The following is a 21,424-nucleotide window of genomic DNA, read 5'->3' on the forward strand; positions in this document are numbered from 1 at the left end:
AACAACACAGTGCAACGGCCGGGCAACCACACCACGCATCAACGCAGCACGATCACCCGGCCCCCACACTCACACCAAAAAAGAATCAGGCCCCGCCACCAGCAGAGAAAATATCCTGCGAAATCTTCTGCAACTGACCCCGCAACTGCTCCAGCTCTTCCTTGGCCTTATCCAACGCAGCCTTCGTCTCCGGCCACGTCGAACCACGGAACTCAGCAGCCAACGGACCATCCCACACATTCGGATCCGACAACACACGACCCTGCGCATCCAACGCCGAAATCTGATCCGTAAACCCACCAGTAATAATCGACTGCACCTGACCAATAGCAGCCTTGGCCTGCTCAGTAGACAACACACGCGACATAGAACTTTCCTCCCAATAAGAACAATCGCAACACCCAAGCCAAAACAAACCCAGGCAACCAGACGCCCCCAAACTACCAACACCAACCAATAAATCCAACAAACAGAGAAACGATTGTGGAAAAACATGAAACTGCCTGCCACCTGCGGTGATACTTAGCGGATGGATTAGTCCATTCGGGAGCGCAACCTTATGATACTCAAGGCACCGTGAACGGAAAGAGGGGGACGATCCATGCCCAGGCAGGCTAGTTTTAACCAGTACAAACCGGGGCGTCGTATCCCCCCGGTCCGTGCTCTGGGCATCGCCCTGATAGCACTGGGACTGATCGCGACCACGTCGTGCACCCAGCCACCTGAGCCGGAGCCGGTGTCCAACCCGGTCAAACTCTTGCAGAGCGTCCGCGTGGGCCTGTCCCCGGCCGCCGGTGTGCAGAAGATCGAGGGCACCACCATCTCGGTGTCCGCTGCGGGTGACTCCTCGGCGGAAAACACCACATATGACACCGCCCAGGTAGTGGGCGAACTCCCGGTGCGCGTGAGCCTGCAGTACCGCGCCGGCGAGAAATCGGGTTCCGACCTCGCCGACTTGAAAGGCCATACCGGCCCGGTGGAGATCAACCTGACGCTTGAGAACCTCACGGTCAAACCACAGACCATCCAGTACGATGCCGCCGGCCAGGCCCGTTCTGACACGGCTTTGGTCGGTGCCCCGCTGACAATCGCCGCGTCTACCAAGCTCCCCGGCATCCGGGCGGACGACGTAACACCCGGCTCGGGCGACGGCACCACGGGTACCAACGGAGTCCTGAGCAGTACTGAAGACGGTGCCACCGTAGTCCAGTGGGCCACCGTCCTGGCTCCCCCGCGTTCCGGCGCCAGCACCACGCTGCGTCTCGCCGCCGACGTGAAAGACTTCCAGGTCCCCGAATTCGATGTCGCCGTCCAGCCGGGCCTCAATACAGACCTCAGTGCCAACGGTGTTCTTGCCAGCGCCTTCTCGTCCGGAACAGGCTCGGAGATGGAATTGCAGCGCCGCACCATTTCGCTGGTCTCTGATGTCAACACCGTCCTGGCGAAAGCCGGATCCACCATCACCGATGTCCGCCGGAACCTCCAGGCAACCTCGCAGACCCTTGGCGCAAAGACAGCCGGTGAACTGCGGGACAACTCCAAGGCCCTTGCCGCGACGATGTCGGACCTGAAGCAGCAACTGCAGGTTCTGGGCTCCGACCTGGAGTCTTCAACCACGGCCACCCAGTCCACCACCATGTCGCAGCTGAAACTGACGGTCTCCGCGGTGGATGCAATGCTGGGCGACACTTCCGCCACACCGCCGGTCACCCCCATTACAGGCGACGGCTGCACCGCTGAGGTGGCAAAGGCCGCGCCCGCATCCACCGTCTATTCCAGCGTTCTCACCATGTCCTCGCAGCTGGATGCCTATGCACAGGTCAGCGCTGGTTGCCGTGACACCGTGGCCGGCGCCCTCAAAGCGACGATGGGACCCGAGAACCCTACCCCTGCAGAGTGTGCTGAACAGGGTTCAATGACCTGCTCCCTCTACGGTTCCGCCGTCACTGTCACCGGAGCACTTCTGGGCCTGGTCCAAGAAGGCGACAAACTCGTCTCCGGCCTTCAGCCGCAGGTCGTGGAAGGTGCCATTAAAGACCAGGCGACGTCCGCCGTCGCACTTGAAAAGGTGCGCACGAACCTCGGTGCGATGCTTGACGGCTCCGGAACTTCGGAGGACTACAGCAAGGCACTCGCAGCGCTGGATGCAGCCATCAAGTCAGCCGAGGACTCTGCAACCGCAACCCGAAAAGCAGCCACCGCGGCGCAGAACAGTGTTGACACCCTCCGGCAGAAACTCATCGCTATCGCTGCCAATGCCAAGGCAGCAAAAGGCGAACTCGGTCAGGGAACCTGGCTGAACGGCTCCATGCTGCAGCAAAACCAGAAACTGGCCGACGAACTCTGCAAGCTGTCCGACGACGGACTCATCCCTGGCAAGGGCAAACTGTCCGCCAAGGACGTTGACAGGTTGCGCTCCTACCTGACGTCAGTGCCGTGCGAACCGACTGATGAAGACGGCAACCCCTCACCTGCGCTGAATCCGCCGCCGGGCTTCAAGGAGCCCCTGGACGTCCGACTCGAAGCTCAGTCAGCTGCCTGGGACGAAGTGCTCGCAGCGACTGACACCACCGCCGCCGACCAGGCAATTGGCCAGGCCTTCACGGCCTTGGAGGCTACGTTCGACGCCACCGACACCAAACTGGAGGCGATCAAGACCGCCGTCAAGACGCTCGACGGCGCCGCAACAGGAAACGTGAACGGAACCAAAAAGGGACTCGAGGCGCTCGACGCTGCCCTCGCTGACGCGATTGAATCTTCCGGCACGGTGACCACAGCACTTGCGAAATTGAAAGAGCAGCAGGACATGCTCGGCGACAAGATCAAGGAATCACTCCGCGACGTTTCGGCCGAAACTGCCGCCGAGGTCTACAAAACCGTGGACGAACAAGTGCGGCAGGTTGCCGACATCGGCGATGCCAGTTCCGAAGCCGTGACGTCAGCGTTCAACCGGTCCATTTCCGGGCTGAAATCCACCTCGGACGACGTTGTGAAAGACGCCGAGGGAACGGTCAACAAGCAGCGTGACGAGCTCCTGGGGCAGAGCGGTGACCTGACTGCTGCCCTATCCAAGAGCACCCAAGCTTCCTTGGACAACATCGCAGCCAGCACGTCGGGCTCCACCCGCGACGTCGAAGGTGCCAGCGCGCTTCTCGCGTCCAGCCTCAACAAGGTGATGCTGGACCTCGGGGACAGGGCGGTGAACGGTTCAGGCCTGCTCGGCTCGATGGCCACCAGCGCGGCAAAAGCGGACACCGCGGACTTCCAGTTGGCCCTTGCCTCGCAGAACGCCGAAGGCTACGCAAACATCCGTTCCCGGGACGTAGCAGGACTCCTGCTGCGTCAGGCCCAGTTCAAGGCCTCGCTCACCGCGGTGGATGAAATGCCGCCGTTCCAACTCGAAGTGCCGGCCGGCGCTACGTCTCAGACGCTTTACACACTGAAGATCGGCGGTGCAGCATGAGCCCCCGCGCACGTCTCATCGCCCTGATTGCTGCGGGAGCCGCCGTCGTCATTGCTGCAGCGGCAGTCCTGGTGATGACGCTGAACCGTCCTACGGAAGCTCCCCGGCCCGATCCTGTGGCCGCAACCGTTCCTGTTGCACTGAAGGCTGATGGCCTGCCAGCGGACCTTTCGATCGGCGTCGTCATGACGTTCGGCCAGTCCGGCGAGCCAGGTACCGAATACAACCGAGCAGCGCAGGGCGCCGTGGTGGCCGCGCAGCGCTTCGCCCAAAGCGGCGCAAAGGTCACCCTGCCCACCCAGAACGACCAAGGCACCGAAGACGGCGCACGTGCAGCTGTCGGCGCCCTTGCTGAGCAGGGTGTGTCCGGAGTCGTTGTTGCAAGCACCGGGCCTCAGGCCCTTGCCGCAGCGAAGGCGGCCGAGGAGCGCAACCTCCCGGTCATCCTGCCGTACGCCGAAGCATCCGAACCCGCTCAGACCACGTGGACGACGGGCCCAACGGCAGCTTCCATCCAGGCCGCCCTGGGTACCGCACTTGCCGGCAAGAGCCGGGTGCTGCTGGTCAGCGACGGAGGTCAGGCCCCCGCGTCCGTGACGGTGACTGACACCCTGGCGCTCGAGGGTCTCACCGAGGTAGCCGACCTTGCCCAGGAAGCAGCCATCCGTACAGGCGACCAGCTTCGACCTCCGGCCAAGGACGCGCCGGCAGATGCTGAAGGCATACGGATAGCCAACCCGGCTGACGCTGTTGTGGTGTCGGCGGCAACGCCGCAGCGCCTCGCCCGCCTGGTCCAAGCCCTCCAGTCCCGCGATGTGTCAGTTCCGCTGGTACTTCCCGACGGCGCCATCACCCCCGCGTTCGCATCCTCGCTCTCGGAGCTGGACGGCACTGCTTCAGGACAACTCGTCAGCGTTGCCCCGGCCACCGGAGATGCAATCGCACTCCAGCAGGATGCCCAAGGGCGGGGAATGTCCGCGTTCCTCTCCGGCATCAGATTGGCTGGAGGGAATCCGGAGGTCAAGAACCTGACGGACGATACCCCCTTCTCCGCGGATGCGTGGGCCGCGGACGCCCGAAGCCATGATGCCGTGGTGGCCTTGGTTCGGGCAGCTGCATTGGCCGGGAGTAAAGAACCGTCAAAGGTCGCAGCGTCGCTGCGCACCTTGTCGCTCGGCCCTGGAGAAGGCCTCGCTGGACCCACACTGGACTTCTCGCAATCCCAGGCACTGACCGCTGATGCGATCCCCGTCTTCGCGTCCCCACAGGACCTCGGTCTTCGTCCGGCAGACGAAAACGCTCCACGGCTCGTCTGGGTTCCGGCGCCTGCCAGCCCCTAACAACCCTTTCTGTCCCCACGCCTGAGGGGAACAGTTCCACTACAGGAGGAGCGCCCGGTGCGTGTGCTGATCGACCTGGACGATCGTCGTTTCGAGTGCGAGGTTGCCCACGCTGCGCCCGCCATCACGTTGTCCGACTTAGTGGAAGCCGCCGGAGGACCCCGTGTTGGCCCTGAGGAACCTGTGTTCGTCAATGAAACAGAGGTTCGTGGGGCCACACCGCTGTCCGAGCTGATTCTGCTGGAGGGCAGCCGCATCTCACGTGCACCGTGGCCAATGCCGCACCGCGTGCGTGATTGGAGCCTCACACTGGCCGGCGGTCAGCGTACTGGGGGCGTGGTGGACGTTCCGCAAGGACGCGACATGCTCATCGGCAGGTCACCCCACGCCGATCTCAGTCTCCCCACTGAAAGTGCCTCCTGGGACCACTTCCGTCTTCGCCGTGAAGAGGAGGGGCTCCGCGTGGTGGATGGCGGTTCCACCAACGGCACTTTGGTCAACGGGGAACCTGTGGGCGAGGACGGGGTCCTGATCACTCAAACGGCCACCATCACGGCAGGCGGCACGGTCCTTCTCCTCCGCCCTGCCTTGGACGAGACCCCGGCCCCCGCGCCAGGCAGCCTGCACAACCTCACGCCAGCAGCCACTGCACCCTTTAACAGGCCACCGCGTCCAGGGCGTGCACCGGCCGGGGATCCTTTGGTCCCGCCGAGCCGCAAGGACGTCCCCCCGGCCAACAAGTTCAGCTACATCACGGTGCTGGCTCCGCTGGTCATGGCGGTTGCGATGGTGATGATCCTCCGTGACATGCGGTTCGCCATGTTCGCCATGCTCAGTCCGGTGATGGCGGTGGGCATGTGGTTCGAGCAAAAGCGCCGCCATGCCCGTGGCCTGAAGGAAGAGGCCGAGCGCTTCGACGGAGCGCTCAAGGAGTTTGAGAAGCAGATCCGCACTGCCGCCGAGGTGGAAACCGCCCGCCGGCACAAGATGGTCCCCGATCCCGCCACAGTAGTTCGCCGGCCTGCGCTTCCGGCAACGTCACTGTGGCAGCGGCGTGCGGACTCGGACGACTTCCTGGCCCTGCATGCGGGCACCGGCGATGTGCCGTGGAAGCCGGAGGTGGACCGTGCTGCGGGCTCGCGCCCAGACGAAAAGGTCAAGGAAACCCTCACGGCAGCCCGTCTCCTGGCGGCACCCGTACTGGTGGACCTGACCGACGCCGGAGTAGTGGGCATCGTTGGCTCGCGGGAAGGCGCCCTGGCCTTGGCCCGTTCCCTGGTGGCCCAAGCCGCCGTGCATGTTGGTCCGGCAGATCTGACAATCGGCGTTTTCAGCGACGCCGGCCGGGCCGACGAATGGGAATGGGCCTCGTGGCTCCCCCACACGCGCCAAACCGGCAGCAGCACGGGTGAACGCTGGATGTCCGCGCACCGTGAGACCAGCCTGGCCATGCTGCGAATGCTGAAGGACTCAGTGGAAGAATTGCCCACTCCTGCACTGATGGTGGTCCTCGATTCCGACGTACTAACAGAGGGCAGGGATGCCCCGGCACGGGCCTTGCTCGGCATGGGACGTTCCCTGCCCGGCAGCCACGTCAACCCCCAGCAACGCCCACCCCGTGTGGCGGGCATCGTCATAGCGACGTCCGAGGAGCAGTTGCCAGCCTCCTGCACCACGATCATCAGGGTTGGCACAGATGCTGCCGCGACCGTTGAGCAGCCTGAGGACCTCACTCGCGTGGAGGATGTGATTCTGGCAGGCCTCGACCAGGAGGAAGCCCTGCGCTGCGCCACGCGACTGGCACACTTCGACGATCCTGAACTCAGCGTTCCAGGGGCATCCCTGCCCGCTTTGGTGCGGATGCCGGGCCTTCTTGGCTATGAGCGCCCCGACGCCGCGACCATTCGCAGGCTGTGGCAGGCCCCCACCGGAATTTCCACCCCCATTGGTACCGGCGAAAACGGGCCACTCACCCTGGACCTGGTCAAAGACGGTCCACACGGCTTGGTGGGCGGTACCACCGGCTCTGGAAAGTCCGAGTTCCTACGGTCCCTGGTGGCCGGACTCGCGGCCCGCAACGATCCCACCCGGTTGAACTTCATTCTGGTGGATTTCAAGGGCGGGGCCGCTTTCAAGGCCTGCGAGCGTCTGCCGCACACTATCGGAACCATCTCCAACCTGGACGAACAGCTGGCCGACCGGGCCCTGATCGCACTTGAAGCAGAGATGGAGCGCCGCCAACGGGTTTTCGCGGAGGCAGGCGAGGGCATCGATAACCTCAATGCCTACCTGGCCACCAACCCGGCCGAGCCGATGCCACGCCTGCTGCTGGTGGTGGATGAGTTCGCCATGCTGGCCAAGGATTTCCCGGACGTCCTGACCGCCTTGGTCAGCATCGGCGCCGTCGGACGCACCTTGGGGGTGCACATGATCCTCGCTACGCAGCGCCCGGCCGGTGTGGTCAGCGACGACATCCTCGCCAATACCAACCTTCGGGTAGCTTTGCGCGTCCAGAGCCGCGATGACTCCAACAATGTGATTGGCGTTCCCGCTGCCTCGGCCATCGGCAGGGCCCAAATGGGCCGTGCCTTCGTGAAACTCGGCCAGGACGACATCACGCCTGTCCAGACCGCGCTGGTCACCGGACAGGCACAGCTCGACGGCGGTCCCGCCGTCGATGTCCGCGACATCCGGCAATTCGGTGTCCCGGCCCCCGCGCCTGCGGTAGCCCGGTCCGCTGCTATGGACGAGAACGACCTCGACCTGCTCATCGACGCAGTGGTTGATGCCAATGCTGAAGCCGGATACGCCCCTCCGAGGCAGGTCTGGCCGGAAGCGTTGGGCGAGCGGGTGGAACTGGAGGGATTCCTGACGGATGAGTCTCCGGAGGGCGCCGTGACAGCCAGCCATCCAACAGTCGGCAGCGTGCAGGGGTCCACCGTTCTGGTGACCTTGCTGGACGAACCTGAGCTGCAGCGCCAGTCGCCCGCCGGCTGGGACTTGTCCGTGGGCAACCTGATGCTCATGGGCGTGGCAGGCTCAGGTACCAGCACAACCTTGGCGACCATCGCATTGACCCTTGCGAAGGACGCAGATCCGGCCGATTTGGACCTCATGGTCCTGGACATGGGTTCCGGTGATCTTGAGATGCTTAAACGCCTGCCGCACACAGTGGCCTATGTGGGGACCGGCGCCGGCGCGAAGGAGCAACAGGCGCGGTTCCTGCGGCACCTGAACACAGAGTTGGAAAGTCGCAGGGCGGCACCGGGTACGCATCGGCGCACGGTGGTCCTGCTTGACGGCCTGGCCTCCCTGCGCGATGAATTCCAGGACTTCGAAGGACAGCAACTCCTGGGCCTGTTGTACCGGGCCTATGCCGACGGACCGGCGCTGGGGCTCTCCTTCGCCGTAACCACTACCCGCGCCAAAGCAGTTCCTTCTGTGATGAACGAAGTGACACTGCAGAAGTGGCTCTTCCGTCTGGCCGATACCTACGACTACTCGTCGCTAGGGGTGCGGGCGAAACACGTCCCGGCTGCCCTCCCGGGACGCTGCGTGGATCCGCGGACCTCCCTGCAGATGCACGTTGCTACTCCCGGCATCGGGTTGGAGGCCGCTGTGGACCGTGTCCGGCAAAACTGGGCAGGTTCGCCCGTCAAGACCACGGCAATCCGGAGCCTGCCCACCAACGTCACCATGGCGGATCTGGGTGTGAAACCGCAACTGGAGACCGAACCGTGGCACATCCCTGTGGGCATCCGCGAAACGGACCTCTCACCGGCCTTCCTGGAAATTTATGAGGGCGAGCATGCCCTCATTGCCGGCCCGGCCCGTTCCGGGAAGTCCACCGTGCTTCTTGCTTTGGCCGAGGCTGTCCGTGGCGTAGCCACTTCCCGGGGACCGGCCCAGGTCTGGGGCATTTGCGACCGCCGATCCCCGTTGGCCACCGCTGATCTGGACCGGGTTGCCGTAGGCGCGGACGAAGTGCCTGCGTTGCTGGCTTCCCTGCGGATCGAGAGGGGTACGGTGTTCCTGCTGGTCGACGACTCCGAACGCTTCGAGGATGCCGATCAGTCCATTGCGGGGATTATCGCATCAGGGCCTCCGGGGCTCTGCATCGTTGCCTCGGGACGGGCTGCTGACCTGCGTGGGCTGTACAGCCACTGGACCAAGTCCATCCGCAAATCGCGCTTGGGCGTGGTGCTCCAGCCCGACGTCAACTACGACGGCGAACTGCTGGGCGCCACCCTTCCACGGAAGGCACCCGTGGCGCTGACCGCCGGTCGAGGCTACCTTGGCGTCGGCGGGCAGATGTCGCTGATCCAGTCCTTGAGCCCCGGGAGCTAGCTTTGCAGGGGACCGCAGGATGGCCTCGGGAATCAGATCGATAGCTTTGGAGAGTACGGACATGCAATTGGCACAAACCGGTCAGGCCCTGGGCGCGTCCTACCGCTTCGGCGAGCGCGTGGGCTCTGGCGCTGTTGGTGAAGTCTGGACCGTCACCTCCACCGATGGCCGCACCCTGGCAGCCAAAGTGCTGCGCCCGGAACATGCTGATGACCCCTCCCTGGTAGAACGGTTCGTTCGCGAGCGATCCGTCCTGCTTGGTCTGCAGGACTCCGGCATCGTCACCGTACGGGACATGGTTGTGGAGGGTGAACGGCTGGCCATCGTCATGGACTACATCGCGGGTGGCTCGCTGCGAGACGTCGTCAAAGACAGTGGACCTTTGCCGTCCGAGGACGCCGCAAGAGTGGCCGCCGAGATTTTCGATGCCCTCGCCTTCGCCCACTCACGCGGCGTGACACATCGGGATATCAAGCCGGACAATGTGCTCCTGGCCCGCCCGTGGACTGAGTCTGAAAGCGGCGACGTGCGGGTCTCCGACTTCGGCATTTCCGACGTCGTAGGTGAGAAGATCCGTCAAACGACCGGCCTGATCGGCACTCCGCAGTACATGCCGCCCGAACTCATCAGCCAAGGGCGGTCCGGCCCCGCCGGAGATGTCTATTCCACGGGCGTCCTGCTCTACGAGCTCCTGGCCGGCCGCACGCCCTTCGCAGGTCCAGGCACGGACTTCAGCGTGGCCTACCGCCATGTCTCATCGCGCCCACCCCGTATTCCCGTCGACGATGCCTTGTGGGGTGTCCTCGAACGGATGTTGTCCAAGGATCCCGACCAACGCCCAACAGCGGGTGAGGCGGCTTCGAACCTTCGGCGCTTGGCGCCTGGACTTGCGGGCAAGCCCGCTCTTCCGCGGGGGACAGCGCCTGAAGAGTTCGACGACGTCGAGCGCCCGGCTACCGTCGTCCGCGGCGCCTTCACAGATGACGAACTCACCGCGTTCGCGGCTGCCCCACCTGCCGGCGTCGATGTGGTTGCCCCGGACCTGGGACAAGCAGGCAGCGCTACTATTGCCCGTCCCATGCCGCGCCGCGAAGTCCGTCCCCAGGCTGAGGAGCCGGCAAAGGAAAAGGACGCGACCCCGTTCTGGCGGACACGCAAAGCGTTGCTTCTGGGCGTCGGCGCGATCTTCCTGATAGTGGCTATGGTGGTGGGCTTCGTCCTTCTATCCCCCACCAGCACGCAGCCGGCCCCCACGCCGCCTGGACAACAGTTGTCGGCCCAGTTGCAGGACCCTGCCCTGCCGACCGGCCTCACCATTTCACGAAGCGCCACGTACGAGCCTTCGTCCGGTCAGGTCCGTTTGACGGTGTCCTACTCGGCGCAGAAAGCGCCGTTGTCCGGTGAGTTCCTGGAGGTCATTCCAGGTCTTGCCGATGGCGAAACCTGCCCGGCTGTGACGTGGGATGGCGGCACTGTGAGCCGTAACCAGGCTTCCATCACCGGCCTCGATGTTGAGTGCGGCTGGAAGGTCTCCGGGGTGGAGATTCCGGCCGGAGGATCTGCGCAACTGACCGCAAAGGTACCTGTTCAACCCGCTGACCAGAAGGCAATGGATGCCTGGATTCGCCGCGGATCGGCCGCAACCACGGCTGTCACGCAAAATCCTGCAGTCAAAGGCACCGCGTACCCGGTGCAACGACTCAAGGGCGTAGAGGTCCGCACCCCTGCACGCGTTGTCACGCCCAGCCCCCTGAAAATCACACTGGTCCCTGTGTGGGCCGGCGGTGCCGATGAACTCAATCCCCTCTACGTCAGCCCGGCCTCAGGTAAGGCATCCCAAATGCTCGCAGCCGTCACCGGTGGTGAGCAGGGGGTGCGGTTCGCCGATGGCTGCGGCGGGGCGCTGGCAGTGGACAGCTCAGGGCTCACCGTCACCGCCCTGCAGATCACGCCCCAATGCACGGTCCGGGCCAGCGTGGGAAACTTCACCGAGCTCAAGTCAGCCCCGTTCGGCATCACCTCGCGGGAGAACTCGGGCGAGTAGCTCCCCATGCGTCTCCGCCGAGGGGCGGGATCTCACCCCTTTCATGAGCTCAAAAGGCCGAAAGCTAACCCCTCGGCGAAGGGTTAGATCTCACCCCTTTGGGCCACTCAAAGAGACGAAAGCTAACCCCTCGGCGAAGGGTTAGATCCCACACCTTCCACAACCGCCGAGGGGCGGGGTCTCAGCCCTTACCCCCCACCCAAAGAGACGAAAGCTAACCCCTCGGCGAAGGGTTAGATCCCACACGGTCCACGCCCACCGAGGGGCGGGATCTCAAGCCTTTCACGCGCTCAAAAGGGCGAAAGCTAATCCTTCGGCGAGGTCAGGAGTAGATTAGCTCCGGATGCCATCAGACACCCTCGGAACCTGCACACCTCGGAGGCAATAATGGCCGGGCCCAACAGAACGGGCAAAAGCACGGACTACGAGTTCGTCACCGTGTGGCGCGTAGCGGGAACACGCCAGGAAGTGCTGGACGTCCTTGCCAACGCAGCGACGCTCCCCCAATGGTGGCCCTCCGTCTACCTGAAGGTCACTGCCGTGACCCCCGGCGGACCCGATGGCGTAGGCGCCACCTTCGACCTCCACACCAAGGGCTGGCTTCCGTACACACTGCGTTGGCGGCTCACCGTTACCGAACCGGTGAGCCTCGACGGCTTCGCCCTCACCGCAGAAGGGGATCTCAACGGAACGGGTCACTGGACATTCGAGACCGACGGCCCGGAAGTCGTCATCACCTACGACTGGCGGGTCAGCGCAGCCAAACCACTGCTTCGGCGGCTGAGCTGGCTCCTGAAACCAGTGTTCTCGGCCAACCATCACTGGGCCATGGCGCGGGGTGAGGAGAGCCTCAAACTGGAGCTCCGCCGTCGTCGTTCTTCATCCGGTGCGAAGGTCCCCGAACCCCCGCAACCCACCTTCGTCCGACGTGCGAGGGGTTAGCTCGCACCTCGTTCAGCGCTGCCAAAGTGCCGAGAGCCAACCCCTCGGCGCGAGTATCCACATAGCGACCCATCCGAGGCCAGAGCGGCACCGAACTCCCGATAGAATCAAGACGCCGGCAATCGAGCAAGCAAATAGGCCAGAGCGGCCATCGAGACCAGGGAGGACCACGTGCGCACATCGCGGACCCGTGCTCCCTTCCATGCGCTGCGATCGGGTGCCATCTCGCTTGTAGTGGTCCTGCTCGCCGCCGGCGCGCACGTGGTGGGCGGCGGAACGCTTCCAGCTGTTCCGGTCTTGCTTGCCCTTGTCGCATTGACGGCATTGGTTGCCACACTCGCTACGCGCTTCAAGCTGAACCTCGTCTTCATGGCGGGCCTCTTGGGCGCGGGACAATTGGCGCTGCACGAGGCCTTCACCGCCTTGGGGCCCATCAAAGCCACGGGTCCGGCAGCGAACCACCACCTCGGCGCCGAATCCTTGAGTCCCGGGATGGAGATTGCAGCAGCCCACACCCATGAGCTCGGGACCGCTTTTGGCACCCTGATGCTGGTTGGCCACGTGATCGCCACCCTCGCTTCTGCCGTGATCCTCACCAAGGGTGAGGAAGCCCTTTGGCAGTTGGCGGCCTGGCTGCGACCCCTGCTCGCCCTCCCGGCGTTGGTCTTCAGGCCCGACGCCGGCGCCTCGCCTGTCGCAGTTGGCGCACCCGATGTCTTCATCCCCCGCCCCTGGCGGAACCTGAGGCAAGACAGCCGGCGCGGCCCGCCCGCCGTCGTCGTACTTCCTTAGTTCCGCCCGGCACCAAGGCGACGCATAAGCGCCGCAAACGCGAAGCCTTCGCGAGGTGACGGGCTCCCAAACCCGTACCCGCGCCGCCTCTGCCGGCGCCCCCGAAAGGCATTCCCATGAACAAGTCCGCCCTCCGCCGCACCCTTTCTGCTACCGCCGTCGCTGGCGGAACCGCCGCCCTGATGATGGCAGGGCTGGCCGGTGCTTCGGCCCACGTTTCTGCTGATCCGAATAAGACCGCTGCCAACTCATACGCTCTGGTCACCTTCGGCATCCCCCACGGTTGCGATACGTTCGGGACCACAAAAGTTGCCATTTCACTCCCCGAAGAGCTGAATGACGCACAGCCGACCGTCAACCCGAACTGGACCGTTGAGAAGGTCACCGAAACCCTCGCCGAGCCCAAGAAGCTGGACGATGGCACCACCATCACCAAGCGCACCAGCCAGATCGTCTACACGGCCAAGGCGCCTTTGGATCCGCACCTGCGTGACGCGTTGGTCTTGTCGGTAAAGCTGCCCGATGCAGCCGGCAAGACCATCTACTTCCCCACCTTGCAGACTTGCGAGCAGGGCCAGACTGACTGGTCCGAGATCGCCAAGGAGGGGCAGGATGAGCATGAGCTTAAGGCACCGGCACCGTCGGTCACCATCACCCCCGCGGCAGCAGAAGGTGACCACCACGCCGCCACAGCTGTGTCTACTGAGCAGGCCGCCGCAGTAACCTCCGACGACGGTTCGCAGGCCCGCAGCTGGGCCGGCCTGATCGCCGGCGTCGCAGGCCTTGCCCTGGGCGGTGCCGCATTCTTCCGCAGCCGTGCTGCCAAGCCCGCAGTGGCCAAGGCTGATTCCGGCAAATAGCCGGCTCCGGGTTGGCGTCCGGAAGATTACGATCCGGACGCCAATCCAGGCTCTTGGCCGTGGCTCAATTGACTCCCGTCACAGCCGGGGCAAGGCTGGTGCCCATGTGGACTCAGCGCATCAAAACCGGACTTGTGACGACCACGGCAGCGGCATCACTGCTGCTTCTTGCAGCTTGCGGGCCAAGCCCCAGCCCCGCGGGAACCAGCAGTCCCCCGCCCACCTCCTCGACGCCGTCAGCGTCGTCGACGCCCAGTTCTCCTTCTGCGACGGCCACCACCACGCCATCGCCTGCCCCCACGTCGGCTGCTCCGGCAGGCGCCACGGCATGCAAAGCAGCGTCCCTGACTGTGGCTACCGATTCAACCGGGGGCGGAGCAGCGGGCAGCATTTATGAGAAACTGATCCTCACGAACTCCGGCACCGCGCCCTGCATCCTGGAGGGCTTCGCGGGTGTCTCACTGACCGCAGATGCCAACGGTGAACCAATCGGCGAGCCGGCTACCCGTGAAACCACCACCCCCGTCACCAAGATCGAACTGGCCCCGGGCAAGTCGGCGTGGGCGGAGATCCGTTACACACAGGCCGGAAATTACGGCGATTGCACCAAGGTCCCGGCTGCCGGCTTCCGTATTTACCCGCCTAACGACACCGCTTCGCTGTTCGTCGCCGAGCCCCACGATGCCTGCAGCAACGCCGGTATCAAGCTCCTGACCATCACGGCATTCCAAGCAGTCTGACGCTGTCCCCACGGCTCCGTCTTATTCTGTCGGGGCCGTGGGGCATGATGGAGGAATGCAGGAGCCGCAGGCGTCGGATGGCGCCATCAGCCGTTTCAGCCAGGCAACCAGGGAATGGTTCCTCGGCGCTTTTTCCGAGCCCACGCCAGCGCAGGACGGGGCATGGAACGCCATCTCCTCAGGCTCGCATGCCCTGGTAGTAGCTCCTACCGGTTCCGGTAAAACCCTCGCAGCGTTCCTTTGGGCCTTGGACCGCCTGCACTCGACCCCATCAGACACCCTCCCCGGGCTGGAGAGCGTCCCGGCCAACGGCAAGGGCCGGGCCAAACGCCCCAAAACCAAAACCCGCGTCCTCTACATTTCACCGCTGAAGGCTCTGGGCGTGGATGTTGAGCGGAACCTCCGGGCACCGCTGATCGGTATCACCCAGACCGCAAAACGCTTGGGGCTGCCTGCACCACTGGTCACGGTCGGTGTCCGTTCAGGAGATACGACGGCGGCAGATCGCCGCACGCTGTTGACGAACCCACCCGATATCCTCATCACCACGCCGGAGTCCTTGTTCCTCATGCTGACCTCCCGTGCCCGGGAAACGCTCAGCGAAGTGGACACCATCATCATCGACGAAGTGCATGCCGTCGCGGGCACCAAGCGCGGGGCCCATCTCGCCGTATCACTGGAACGTCTTGATGCCTTGCTGCCCAAGCCTGCGCAACGCATCGGACTCTCGGCCACGGTCCAACCGCGCGAGTTGGTGGCGCAGTTCCTGGCAGGCCAGGCCCCGGTGGAGATCGTGGCTCCGCCGTCCAAGAAGAACTGGAACCTCACCGTCACGGTGCCTGTGGAGGACATGTCAGACCTCCAGGGCGCTGCCGGCGCGTTCGATTCCGGCCCGGCTTCCGGACTGCAGCCCCAAGCCTCCATCTGGCCACATGTGGAGGAGCAGATTGTTGATCTGGTCCTTTCCAAGCAATCGACCATTGTGTTCGCCAATTCCCGCCGCCTCTCAGAGCGTCTAACGGCGCGACTGAACGAAATCTACGCCGAACGGCAGTTGATGGCTGTGGGCGGCGGGGAGTGGGCAGCACCAGAGGCTGGCCCCGGCACTCAGGCATCCACAAGCCCCGCGTCCACGGGCCCCGCGTCCGCAAGCACCGCGTCGACAGCTCCAGCCTCCACTGCCACTCCGGCTCATATGATGGCCCAGGCCGGCAGCACAACCGGCGCCGATCCCGTACTGGCCCGCGCCCACCATGGCTCGGTTTCCAAAGACCAGCGGGCCATGATCGAGGACGACCTTAAGTCCGGCAGGCTCCGGTGCGTGGTGGCAACCTCCTCACTGGAACTTGGCATCGACATGGGCGCTGTGGACCTGGTCATACAAGTGGAGTCTCCGCCGTCGGTGGCCAGTGGCCTGCAGCGGGTAGGTCGTGCCGGACACCAGGTGGGCGAGATTTCCGAAGGCGTGCTGTTCCCCAAGCACAGGGCGGATCTCCTGCACACGAGCGTCACGGTGGAACGTATGCTCAGCGGGCAGATTGAACGCCTGAGCATCCCGACGAATCCCTTGGATATCCTTGCCCAGCAGACCGTGGCCGCAACTGCCTTGGGGAGCATCGACGTCGAGGACTGGTTCAGCACCGTACGGCGGTCAGCACCATTCGCGAGCCTGCCCCGGTCAGCTTTTGAAGCAACACTGGACCTGCTGGCGGGACGTTACCCGTCGGATGAGTTTGCGGAGCTGCGGCCACGCATCATTTGGGACAGGCACGCTGGAACCATCGAGGGCAGGCCCGGAGCCCAGCGCCTGGCGGTGACCTCCGGTGGAACCATCCCGGACCGCGGACTCTTCGGTGTCTACATCATCGGCACGGAAGTTGAGGGCTCCGCTTCCACTGGAAGCGCTGACGGCAGTGAGCCTACAGCCTCGGCCCGGGCGGCCAAGGGTGGGCGCCGTGTGGGTGAACTCGACGAGGAAATGGTCTATGAATCCCGCGTGGGCGACGTCTTTGCGCTGGGCGCCACCAGCTGGAAAATTGAGGACATCACGCACGACCGCGTGCTGGTATCCCCTGCCTTCGGCCAACCCGGCAAGCTCCCCTTCTGGAAAGGTGATTCACTCGGCAGGCCTGTTGACCTCGGCCGGGCCCTGGGAGCTTTCATCCGGGAGCTCTCGGCAGCGGACGAGGCACCAGCCATGGAACGCTGCCAAGCCAGCGGCCTGGATGCCTTCGCAGCAAGCAACCTGCTTCAGTACCTGCGGGAACAGAAGGACGCCACTGAGATTGTTCCCAGCGACAGAACCCTTGTGGTGGAGCGCTTCCACGACGAGCTTGGCGATTGGCGGGTAGTCCTCCACAGCCCGTTCGGGATGCCGGTCCATGCTCCATGGGCTCTGGCCGTAGGGCAACGGCTCCAACAACGGTACGGACTGGACGGCTCCGCAATGGCGGCCGACGACGGCATCGTCTTGCGGGTGCCCATGATGGAAGACGAACCACCCGGTGCTGAACTGTTCCTCTTTGACCCGGAGGAACTGGAGCAGATTGTTACAGCGGAAGTAGGCGGCAGCGCACTGTTTGCCTCACGTTTCCGCGAGTGTGCAGCCAGGGCTTTGTTGTTGCCCCGCCAGAACCCCGCCAAACGCCAGCCGCTGTGGCAGCAGCGGCAACGTTCAGCCCAATTGCTGGACGTCGCCCGAAAGTACCCGTCATTCCCCATCGTGCTCGAAACGGTGCGTGAATGCTTGCAGGATGTTTACGACCTCCCCGCACTCAAAGACATTGCCGCTTCTGTGGAGCGCCGTGAACTAAGAATCGTGGAAACCACCACGCAGCAGCCTTCCCCGTTCGCGAAGTCGCTGTTGTTTGGCTACGTGGCCCAGTTCCTCTACGAGGGCGACTCCCCCTTGGCAGAACGCCGGGCTGCTGCCCTGGCCTTGGACTCGACGCTCCTCAATGAACTCCTGGGGCGTGTGGAACTGCGCGAGCTCCTGGATGCGGCAGTCATCGACTCCACGGAACGGGAGCTGCAGCGACTGGTCCCTGATCGGCGAGTGCGCGGGATGGAGGGCGTAGCTGATCTGCTGCGTTTGCTCGGTCCGCTCAGTGTTGAGGAAGTCGCGGAACGGCTTCAAGGCGTGGAAACGGCTGAAACCATACAGCAGCTTGTCAGCGCAGATCCCCCTGTCACCGCAGATCACTCTGACAGCACCGTTCCCCCGGACAGCACACTTCACCCGGACAGCACTGACACGCTGGAGGGAACCGAACACTTGGACGCAACTCCCCCGGCCCCGCCGGGCACGGTCAAGGACGCCGGATCCCATCTCGCCGCGCTCCAGAAGGCCAACCGTGCACTCAAGGTGACCATCGGCGGCGTCGAGCGCTTCGCTGCGGTGGAGGATGCCGCGAGGCTCCGCGACGCAATCGGCGTGCCCCTGCCCATGGGTGTTCCGCTGGCGTTCATTGAGCCGGTCAATGATCCTTTGGGCGATCTGGTCTCCCGGTATGCCCGCACGCACGGACCTTTCACAGCCTCGGAAGCTGCCGCGAGGTTGGGGCTTGGCGTGGCGGTGGTCAACACAGCACTGAAGCGCCTGGCCGGGGACGGCCGGGTGGTGGAGGGTGAGTTCCGTCCGCATGCTGTTGCCGAACCCCAGCCCACGGCGCAAGGAACAGATCCGGAACTGATGTCGCCGGACGCACCACCGTCCAGCGAGTGGTGCGATGCGGAAGTCCTCCGAAAACTGCGTCGGCGTTCCCTCGCTGCACTCCGCGCCGAAGTGGAGCCCGTGGACACCGCCGCTTACGGGCGGTTCCTGCCGGCTTGGCAAAACGTCACCGCTCCCGGCAAGTCGCGCAGCCAGGCGCTGCGCGGACTGGACGGGATCATCACGGCTGTGGACCAGCTCTCCGGAGTTCCCATCCCCGCCTCAGCCTGGGAGCCGCTGGTGCTGGCAAGCCGGGTGGCGGACTACAAACCGGCCATGCTGGACGAACTGATGGCCGCCGGCGAACTCCTCTGGTCCGGGGCGGGGTCGCTGCCCGGAAATGATGGCTGGATCAGCCTCCACGTGGCCGACTCCGCCGAACTCACGCTCAACCCCTCCCCGGAGTTCGAACCCGGCGATGCCCAGCAGCGGCTCCTGGAGCACTTCAGCGCAGGCGGTGGCTATTTCTTCCGGCAACTTACGGACGTGGCTGGCGGCATGGATTCAGTGTTGAGTGACGACGCCGTGGTCTCGGCGCTGTGGGACCTGGTCTGGGCCGGCCGGGTCACGGGTGACACTTTCGCCCCCGTACGCGCCATGATCGCCGGTGGAAAGACAGCCCACCGGCAAGTCGCGAAAGCACCAAGGGCACGGGCTCCACGGCTGAGCCGCCTGGGCCGCTCCCATGGCACAGGTCTGCTGGGCTCCCCCGGACTTACAGGTGGCCGATACGGGGCGGTTTCAGGCGGAATAGCTGCTGCGCCGCCGTCGGCCGTGGGCCGCTGGTCCGCCCTGCCTGCCCCGGAACTGGATCCCACCATCCATGCCCGTGGCACGGCCGAACTGCTGCTGGACAGGTATGGCGTGGTGACCCGCGGTTCGGTCATGGCGGAGAACATCATTGGCGGCTTCGGGCTCATGTATAAGGTGCTGGCCCGGTTGGAGGAAGCAGGCCGTTGCCGCCGCGGCTACTTCATTGAACATTTGGGAGCTGCCCAGTTCGCCGTTCCTGCAACAGTGGACCGGTTGAGATCCTTCACGGAGGACGCCCGCATTTCCAAAGCGGAGCCGTCGGCCCTGGCGTTGGCCGCAACGGATCCCGCGAATCCGTACGGAGCGGCACTTCCTTGGCCTGCGTTGTCCGTAGATGCCGGCTCCGGGCACCGCCCCGGACGGAAAGCCGGTGCGCTGGTGGTGATGGTCGACGGCGCGTTGGTCCTTTACGTCGAACGCGGCGGCAAGACGCTGCTCACCTTCAGCCAGGACGATACCGTGCTCACACTGGCAGCCCAGGCGCTGGTGGATGTGGTGCGCCGGGGCGCGGTGGACAAGCTCTTCATGGAGAAGGTTAACGGCCATGACCTCCTCGAAACCCCTATAGCCGTCGCACTGGCTGCGGCCGGTGCCTACTCCACTCCGAAAGGACTCCGGATCCGTGCCTGAGGGCGATTCCATTTGGCGCGCTGCGTCCCGGCTGAACGAGGCCTTGGCCGGGCAAACCATCACAGCCTCCGACTTCCGTGTGCCCCGCTTCGCCACCTTGAACCTTGCGGGCTGGACCATGACCGAGGTGGTCCCCCGGGGAAAGCACCTCCTGATGCGCCTCGCCGGCCCCGTGGATGAGGAACCCGGTGCCAGCAAAAAGCCGCGCGCCCTGACAATCCACTCCCACCTGAAAATGGAGGGGAACTGGATGATCTATCCTCCGGGGGGCCGATGGACCAAGCCCGGCCATACGGCACGGTGTGTGCTCCGCACAGCTTCGGCTGACGCGGTAGGGTTCTCGCTGGGCATCCTGGAAGTGGTGCCCACCGCTGAGGAAGACAAAATTGTTGGACATTTGGGGCCGGACCTCTTGGGCCCTGACTGGGACGAAGAAGAAGCCCTGCGCAGGCTCCGGGCCGAGCCGGACGTCACCGTCGGTTTCGCATTGCTGGACCAGCGGAAACTCGCTGGCATCGGCAACATCTACCGTTGCGAAGCCTGCTTCCTCTCCGGCATTCACCCCACACTCCCGGTTCGTGACGTTCCGGACCTGGCCAAAACAGTCAACGATGCCAAACGACTCCTGGGTGAAAACCTCGGTCCCGGTCGGCGCACCACCCTCGGCCCGCGGGCCATGCGGCCCGGATACTGGGTTTACGGGCGGGAACGCCAGCCGTGCCGCCGATGCGGCACCACTGTCCGTCGCGCTCTCCTTGCTGCGCCGGATGGGACAGAGGAACGGGACATCTACTTCTGCCCGCGCTGCCAGCCGGCCCCGTAGCTTGTTGCTGCTGTATTGACGGGCGTGGCTGGCTTGTTGGGCCCGTAGCTTGCTGGGCGCAGCTGGCTTTTTGAGTCCGTAACTTGCTGGGCGCAGCTAGCTTGTTGGGCCCGTAGCTTGCTGGGCGCAGCTAGCTTGTTGTGCACGGCTGGATTCACGGGCGCAGCTGGCTTGTTGGCCGGGGCTACTGTCGGGCCGGCCAGCGCCGCAGGCCAGCGCGCCTCGAAGCAGCCTCTTCACGACGCTGTAGGAGCTGCCTCAACGGTTTGCACGGGGTCTGTTGCCGGACCAGAAGCCATGCCGTCAGTTGTCTTGGCCCGTTCCGGCACCATGAACTTCGGCAGCAGCACTTGCACGATCGGGCCAATCGCTACGGCATAAACGACGGTTCCCACGCCGACGGAGCCTCCCAACAGGAACCCCACGGCCAGGACCACCACTTCGATGCCCGTGCGCACCAACCTGACGGACCATCCGGTGCGGCGGACCAGACCCGTCATCAGGCCGTCGCGGGCACCGGGGCCAAGCCTGGCCCCGATGTAGCAGGCAGAGGCGATGCCGTTGAGTACCACGGCTCCCGCAAGCATGGCGATCTGGCCGCCAAGGTGGGTGACCTCAGGAATGAGCCACAGTCCCAGATCGGCGAAGAGTCCTACGAGCACCGCGTTGGCGATGGTTCCGATCCCCGGCATCTGCCGCAACGGAATCCAGAGGAGCAGGACCAGGAAGCTGACCGCGATGACCACCACTCCCATGCTGAAACCGGTCTTCTGGGACAGGCCTTGATGGAATACATCCCAAGGATCCAAGCCCAGGCCAGCCCGGATGAAAATGGCCAAGGAGATGCCATACATCGCCAGGCCGATCAGGAGTTGTGTGATTCTTCGGGTCATCATGGTGTCCATCTTCCAAGAGAAC

General features: G+C 64.5%; 12 protein-coding genes. 10 read left to right on the forward strand and 2 right to left on the reverse strand.

Going from position 1 to position 21,424, the window contains the following annotated elements; translation table 11 throughout:
• Positions 1 to 85: 85 nt before the first annotated feature.
• The gene (locus BLQ01_RS16350) at positions 86 to 367 is read right to left on the reverse strand and encodes a hypothetical protein (RefSeq protein WP_026547649.1); all 282 of its coding nucleotides are present in this window, start codon (positions 365 to 367) and stop codon (positions 86 to 88) included.
• A 234-nt stretch (positions 368 to 601) separates the two neighbouring features.
• On the opposite strand from BLQ01_RS16350, the gene BLQ01_RS16355 reads away from it, so the two are divergent.
• The 10 genes from BLQ01_RS16355 (at position 602) to BLQ01_RS16400 (ending at position 20,506) form a co-directional block, all read left to right on the forward strand.
• Positions 602 to 3,463 (forward strand): hypothetical protein, encoded by a 2,862-nt coding sequence (locus BLQ01_RS16355; protein WP_091552911.1) that lies wholly within the window; start codon positions 602 to 604, stop codon positions 3,461 to 3,463.
• Positions 3,460 to 4,803 carry a type 1 periplasmic-binding domain-containing protein gene (locus BLQ01_RS16360; RefSeq protein ID WP_091552913.1) on the forward strand — a complete coding sequence of 448 codons (1,344 nt, stop codon included), beginning with the start codon at positions 3,460 to 3,462 and terminating at the stop codon, positions 4,801 to 4,803. Before BLQ01_RS16355 ends, BLQ01_RS16360 begins: the two co-directional genes overlap by 4 nt.
• A gap of 57 nt (positions 4,804 to 4,860) precedes the next feature.
• Positions 4,861 to 9,150, forward strand: a complete 4,290-nt coding sequence (locus tag BLQ01_RS16365) for an FtsK/SpoIIIE domain-containing protein (protein WP_091552915.1) — start codon at positions 4,861 to 4,863, stop codon at positions 9,148 to 9,150.
• Between the two features lie 61 nt (positions 9,151 to 9,211).
• A complete protein-coding gene (locus BLQ01_RS16370; RefSeq protein ID WP_091552917.1) occupies positions 9,212 to 11,194 on the forward strand; it encodes a serine/threonine-protein kinase in 1,983 nt (660 codons plus the stop codon).
• Between the two features lie 387 nt (positions 11,195 to 11,581).
• Positions 11,582 to 12,136 (forward strand): SRPBCC family protein, encoded by a 555-nt coding sequence (locus tag BLQ01_RS16375; protein ID WP_091552918.1) that lies wholly within the window; start codon positions 11,582 to 11,584, stop codon positions 12,134 to 12,136.
• A gap of 171 nt (positions 12,137 to 12,307) precedes the next feature.
• Positions 12,308 to 12,928, forward strand: coding sequence for a hypothetical protein (locus BLQ01_RS16380; RefSeq protein ID WP_026541916.1), 621 nt, complete (start codon positions 12,308 to 12,310; stop codon positions 12,926 to 12,928).
• Positions 12,929 to 13,044: 116 nt separating this feature from the next.
• Positions 13,045 to 13,788, forward strand: coding sequence for a YcnI family copper-binding membrane protein (locus BLQ01_RS16385; RefSeq protein WP_026541915.1), 744 nt, complete (start codon positions 13,045 to 13,047; stop codon positions 13,786 to 13,788).
• Positions 13,789 to 13,892: 104 nt separating this feature from the next.
• Complete coding sequence (locus BLQ01_RS22440) at positions 13,893 to 14,528, forward strand: DUF4232 domain-containing protein (protein WP_175493471.1); 636 nt, start codon at positions 13,893 to 13,895, stop codon at positions 14,526 to 14,528.
• Positions 14,529 to 14,583: 55 nt separating this feature from the next.
• Entirely contained in the window at positions 14,584 to 19,683 is a 5,100-nt protein-coding gene (locus tag BLQ01_RS16395) for an Lhr family helicase (protein ID WP_091552920.1), read from the forward strand.
• Complete coding sequence (locus BLQ01_RS16400; protein ID WP_026541912.1) at positions 19,676 to 20,506, forward strand: DNA-formamidopyrimidine glycosylase family protein; 831 nt, start codon at positions 19,676 to 19,678, stop codon at positions 20,504 to 20,506. Before BLQ01_RS16395 ends, BLQ01_RS16400 begins: the two co-directional genes overlap by 8 nt.
• A gap of 236 nt (positions 20,507 to 20,742) precedes the next feature.
• On the opposite strand, the gene BLQ01_RS16405 is transcribed toward BLQ01_RS16400, so the two are convergent.
• Positions 20,743 to 21,402 carry a membrane protein YczE gene (locus BLQ01_RS16405; RefSeq protein WP_091553050.1) on the reverse strand — a complete coding sequence of 220 codons (660 nt, stop codon included), beginning with the start codon at positions 21,400 to 21,402 and terminating at the stop codon, positions 20,743 to 20,745.
• Positions 21,403 to 21,424 lie beyond the last annotated feature (22 nt).

The organism is Arthrobacter sp. UNCCL28 (assembly GCF_900102805.1).
Lineage (GTDB): Bacteria > Actinomycetota > Actinomycetes > Actinomycetales > Micrococcaceae > Arthrobacter > Arthrobacter nicotinovorans_A.

Coding starts and splice junctions, on each gene's coding strand:
- BLQ01_RS16350 (WP_026547649.1), bottom strand. CDS start 367: ATGTCGCGTGTGTTGTCTACTGAGCAGGCCAAGGCTGCTATTGGTCAG.
- BLQ01_RS16355 (WP_091552911.1), top strand. CDS start 602: ATGCCCAGGCAGGCTAGTTTTAACCAGTACAAACCGGGGCGTCGTATC.
- BLQ01_RS16370 (WP_091552917.1), top strand. CDS start 9,212: ATGCAATTGGCACAAACCGGTCAGGCCCTGGGCGCGTCCTACCGCTTC.
- BLQ01_RS16360 (WP_091552913.1), top strand. CDS start 3,460: ATGAGCCCCCGCGCACGTCTCATCGCCCTGATTGCTGCGGGAGCCGCC.
- BLQ01_RS16395 (WP_091552920.1), top strand. CDS start 14,584: ATGCAGGAGCCGCAGGCGTCGGATGGCGCCATCAGCCGTTTCAGCCAG.
- BLQ01_RS22440 (WP_175493471.1), top strand. CDS start 13,893: ATGTGGACTCAGCGCATCAAAACCGGACTTGTGACGACCACGGCAGCG.
- BLQ01_RS16385 (WP_026541915.1), top strand. CDS start 13,045: ATGAACAAGTCCGCCCTCCGCCGCACCCTTTCTGCTACCGCCGTCGCT.
- BLQ01_RS16405 (WP_091553050.1), bottom strand. CDS start 21,402: ATGATGACCCGAAGAATCACACAACTCCTGATCGGCCTGGCGATGTAT.
- BLQ01_RS16375 (WP_091552918.1), top strand. CDS start 11,582: ATGGCCGGGCCCAACAGAACGGGCAAAAGCACGGACTACGAGTTCGTC.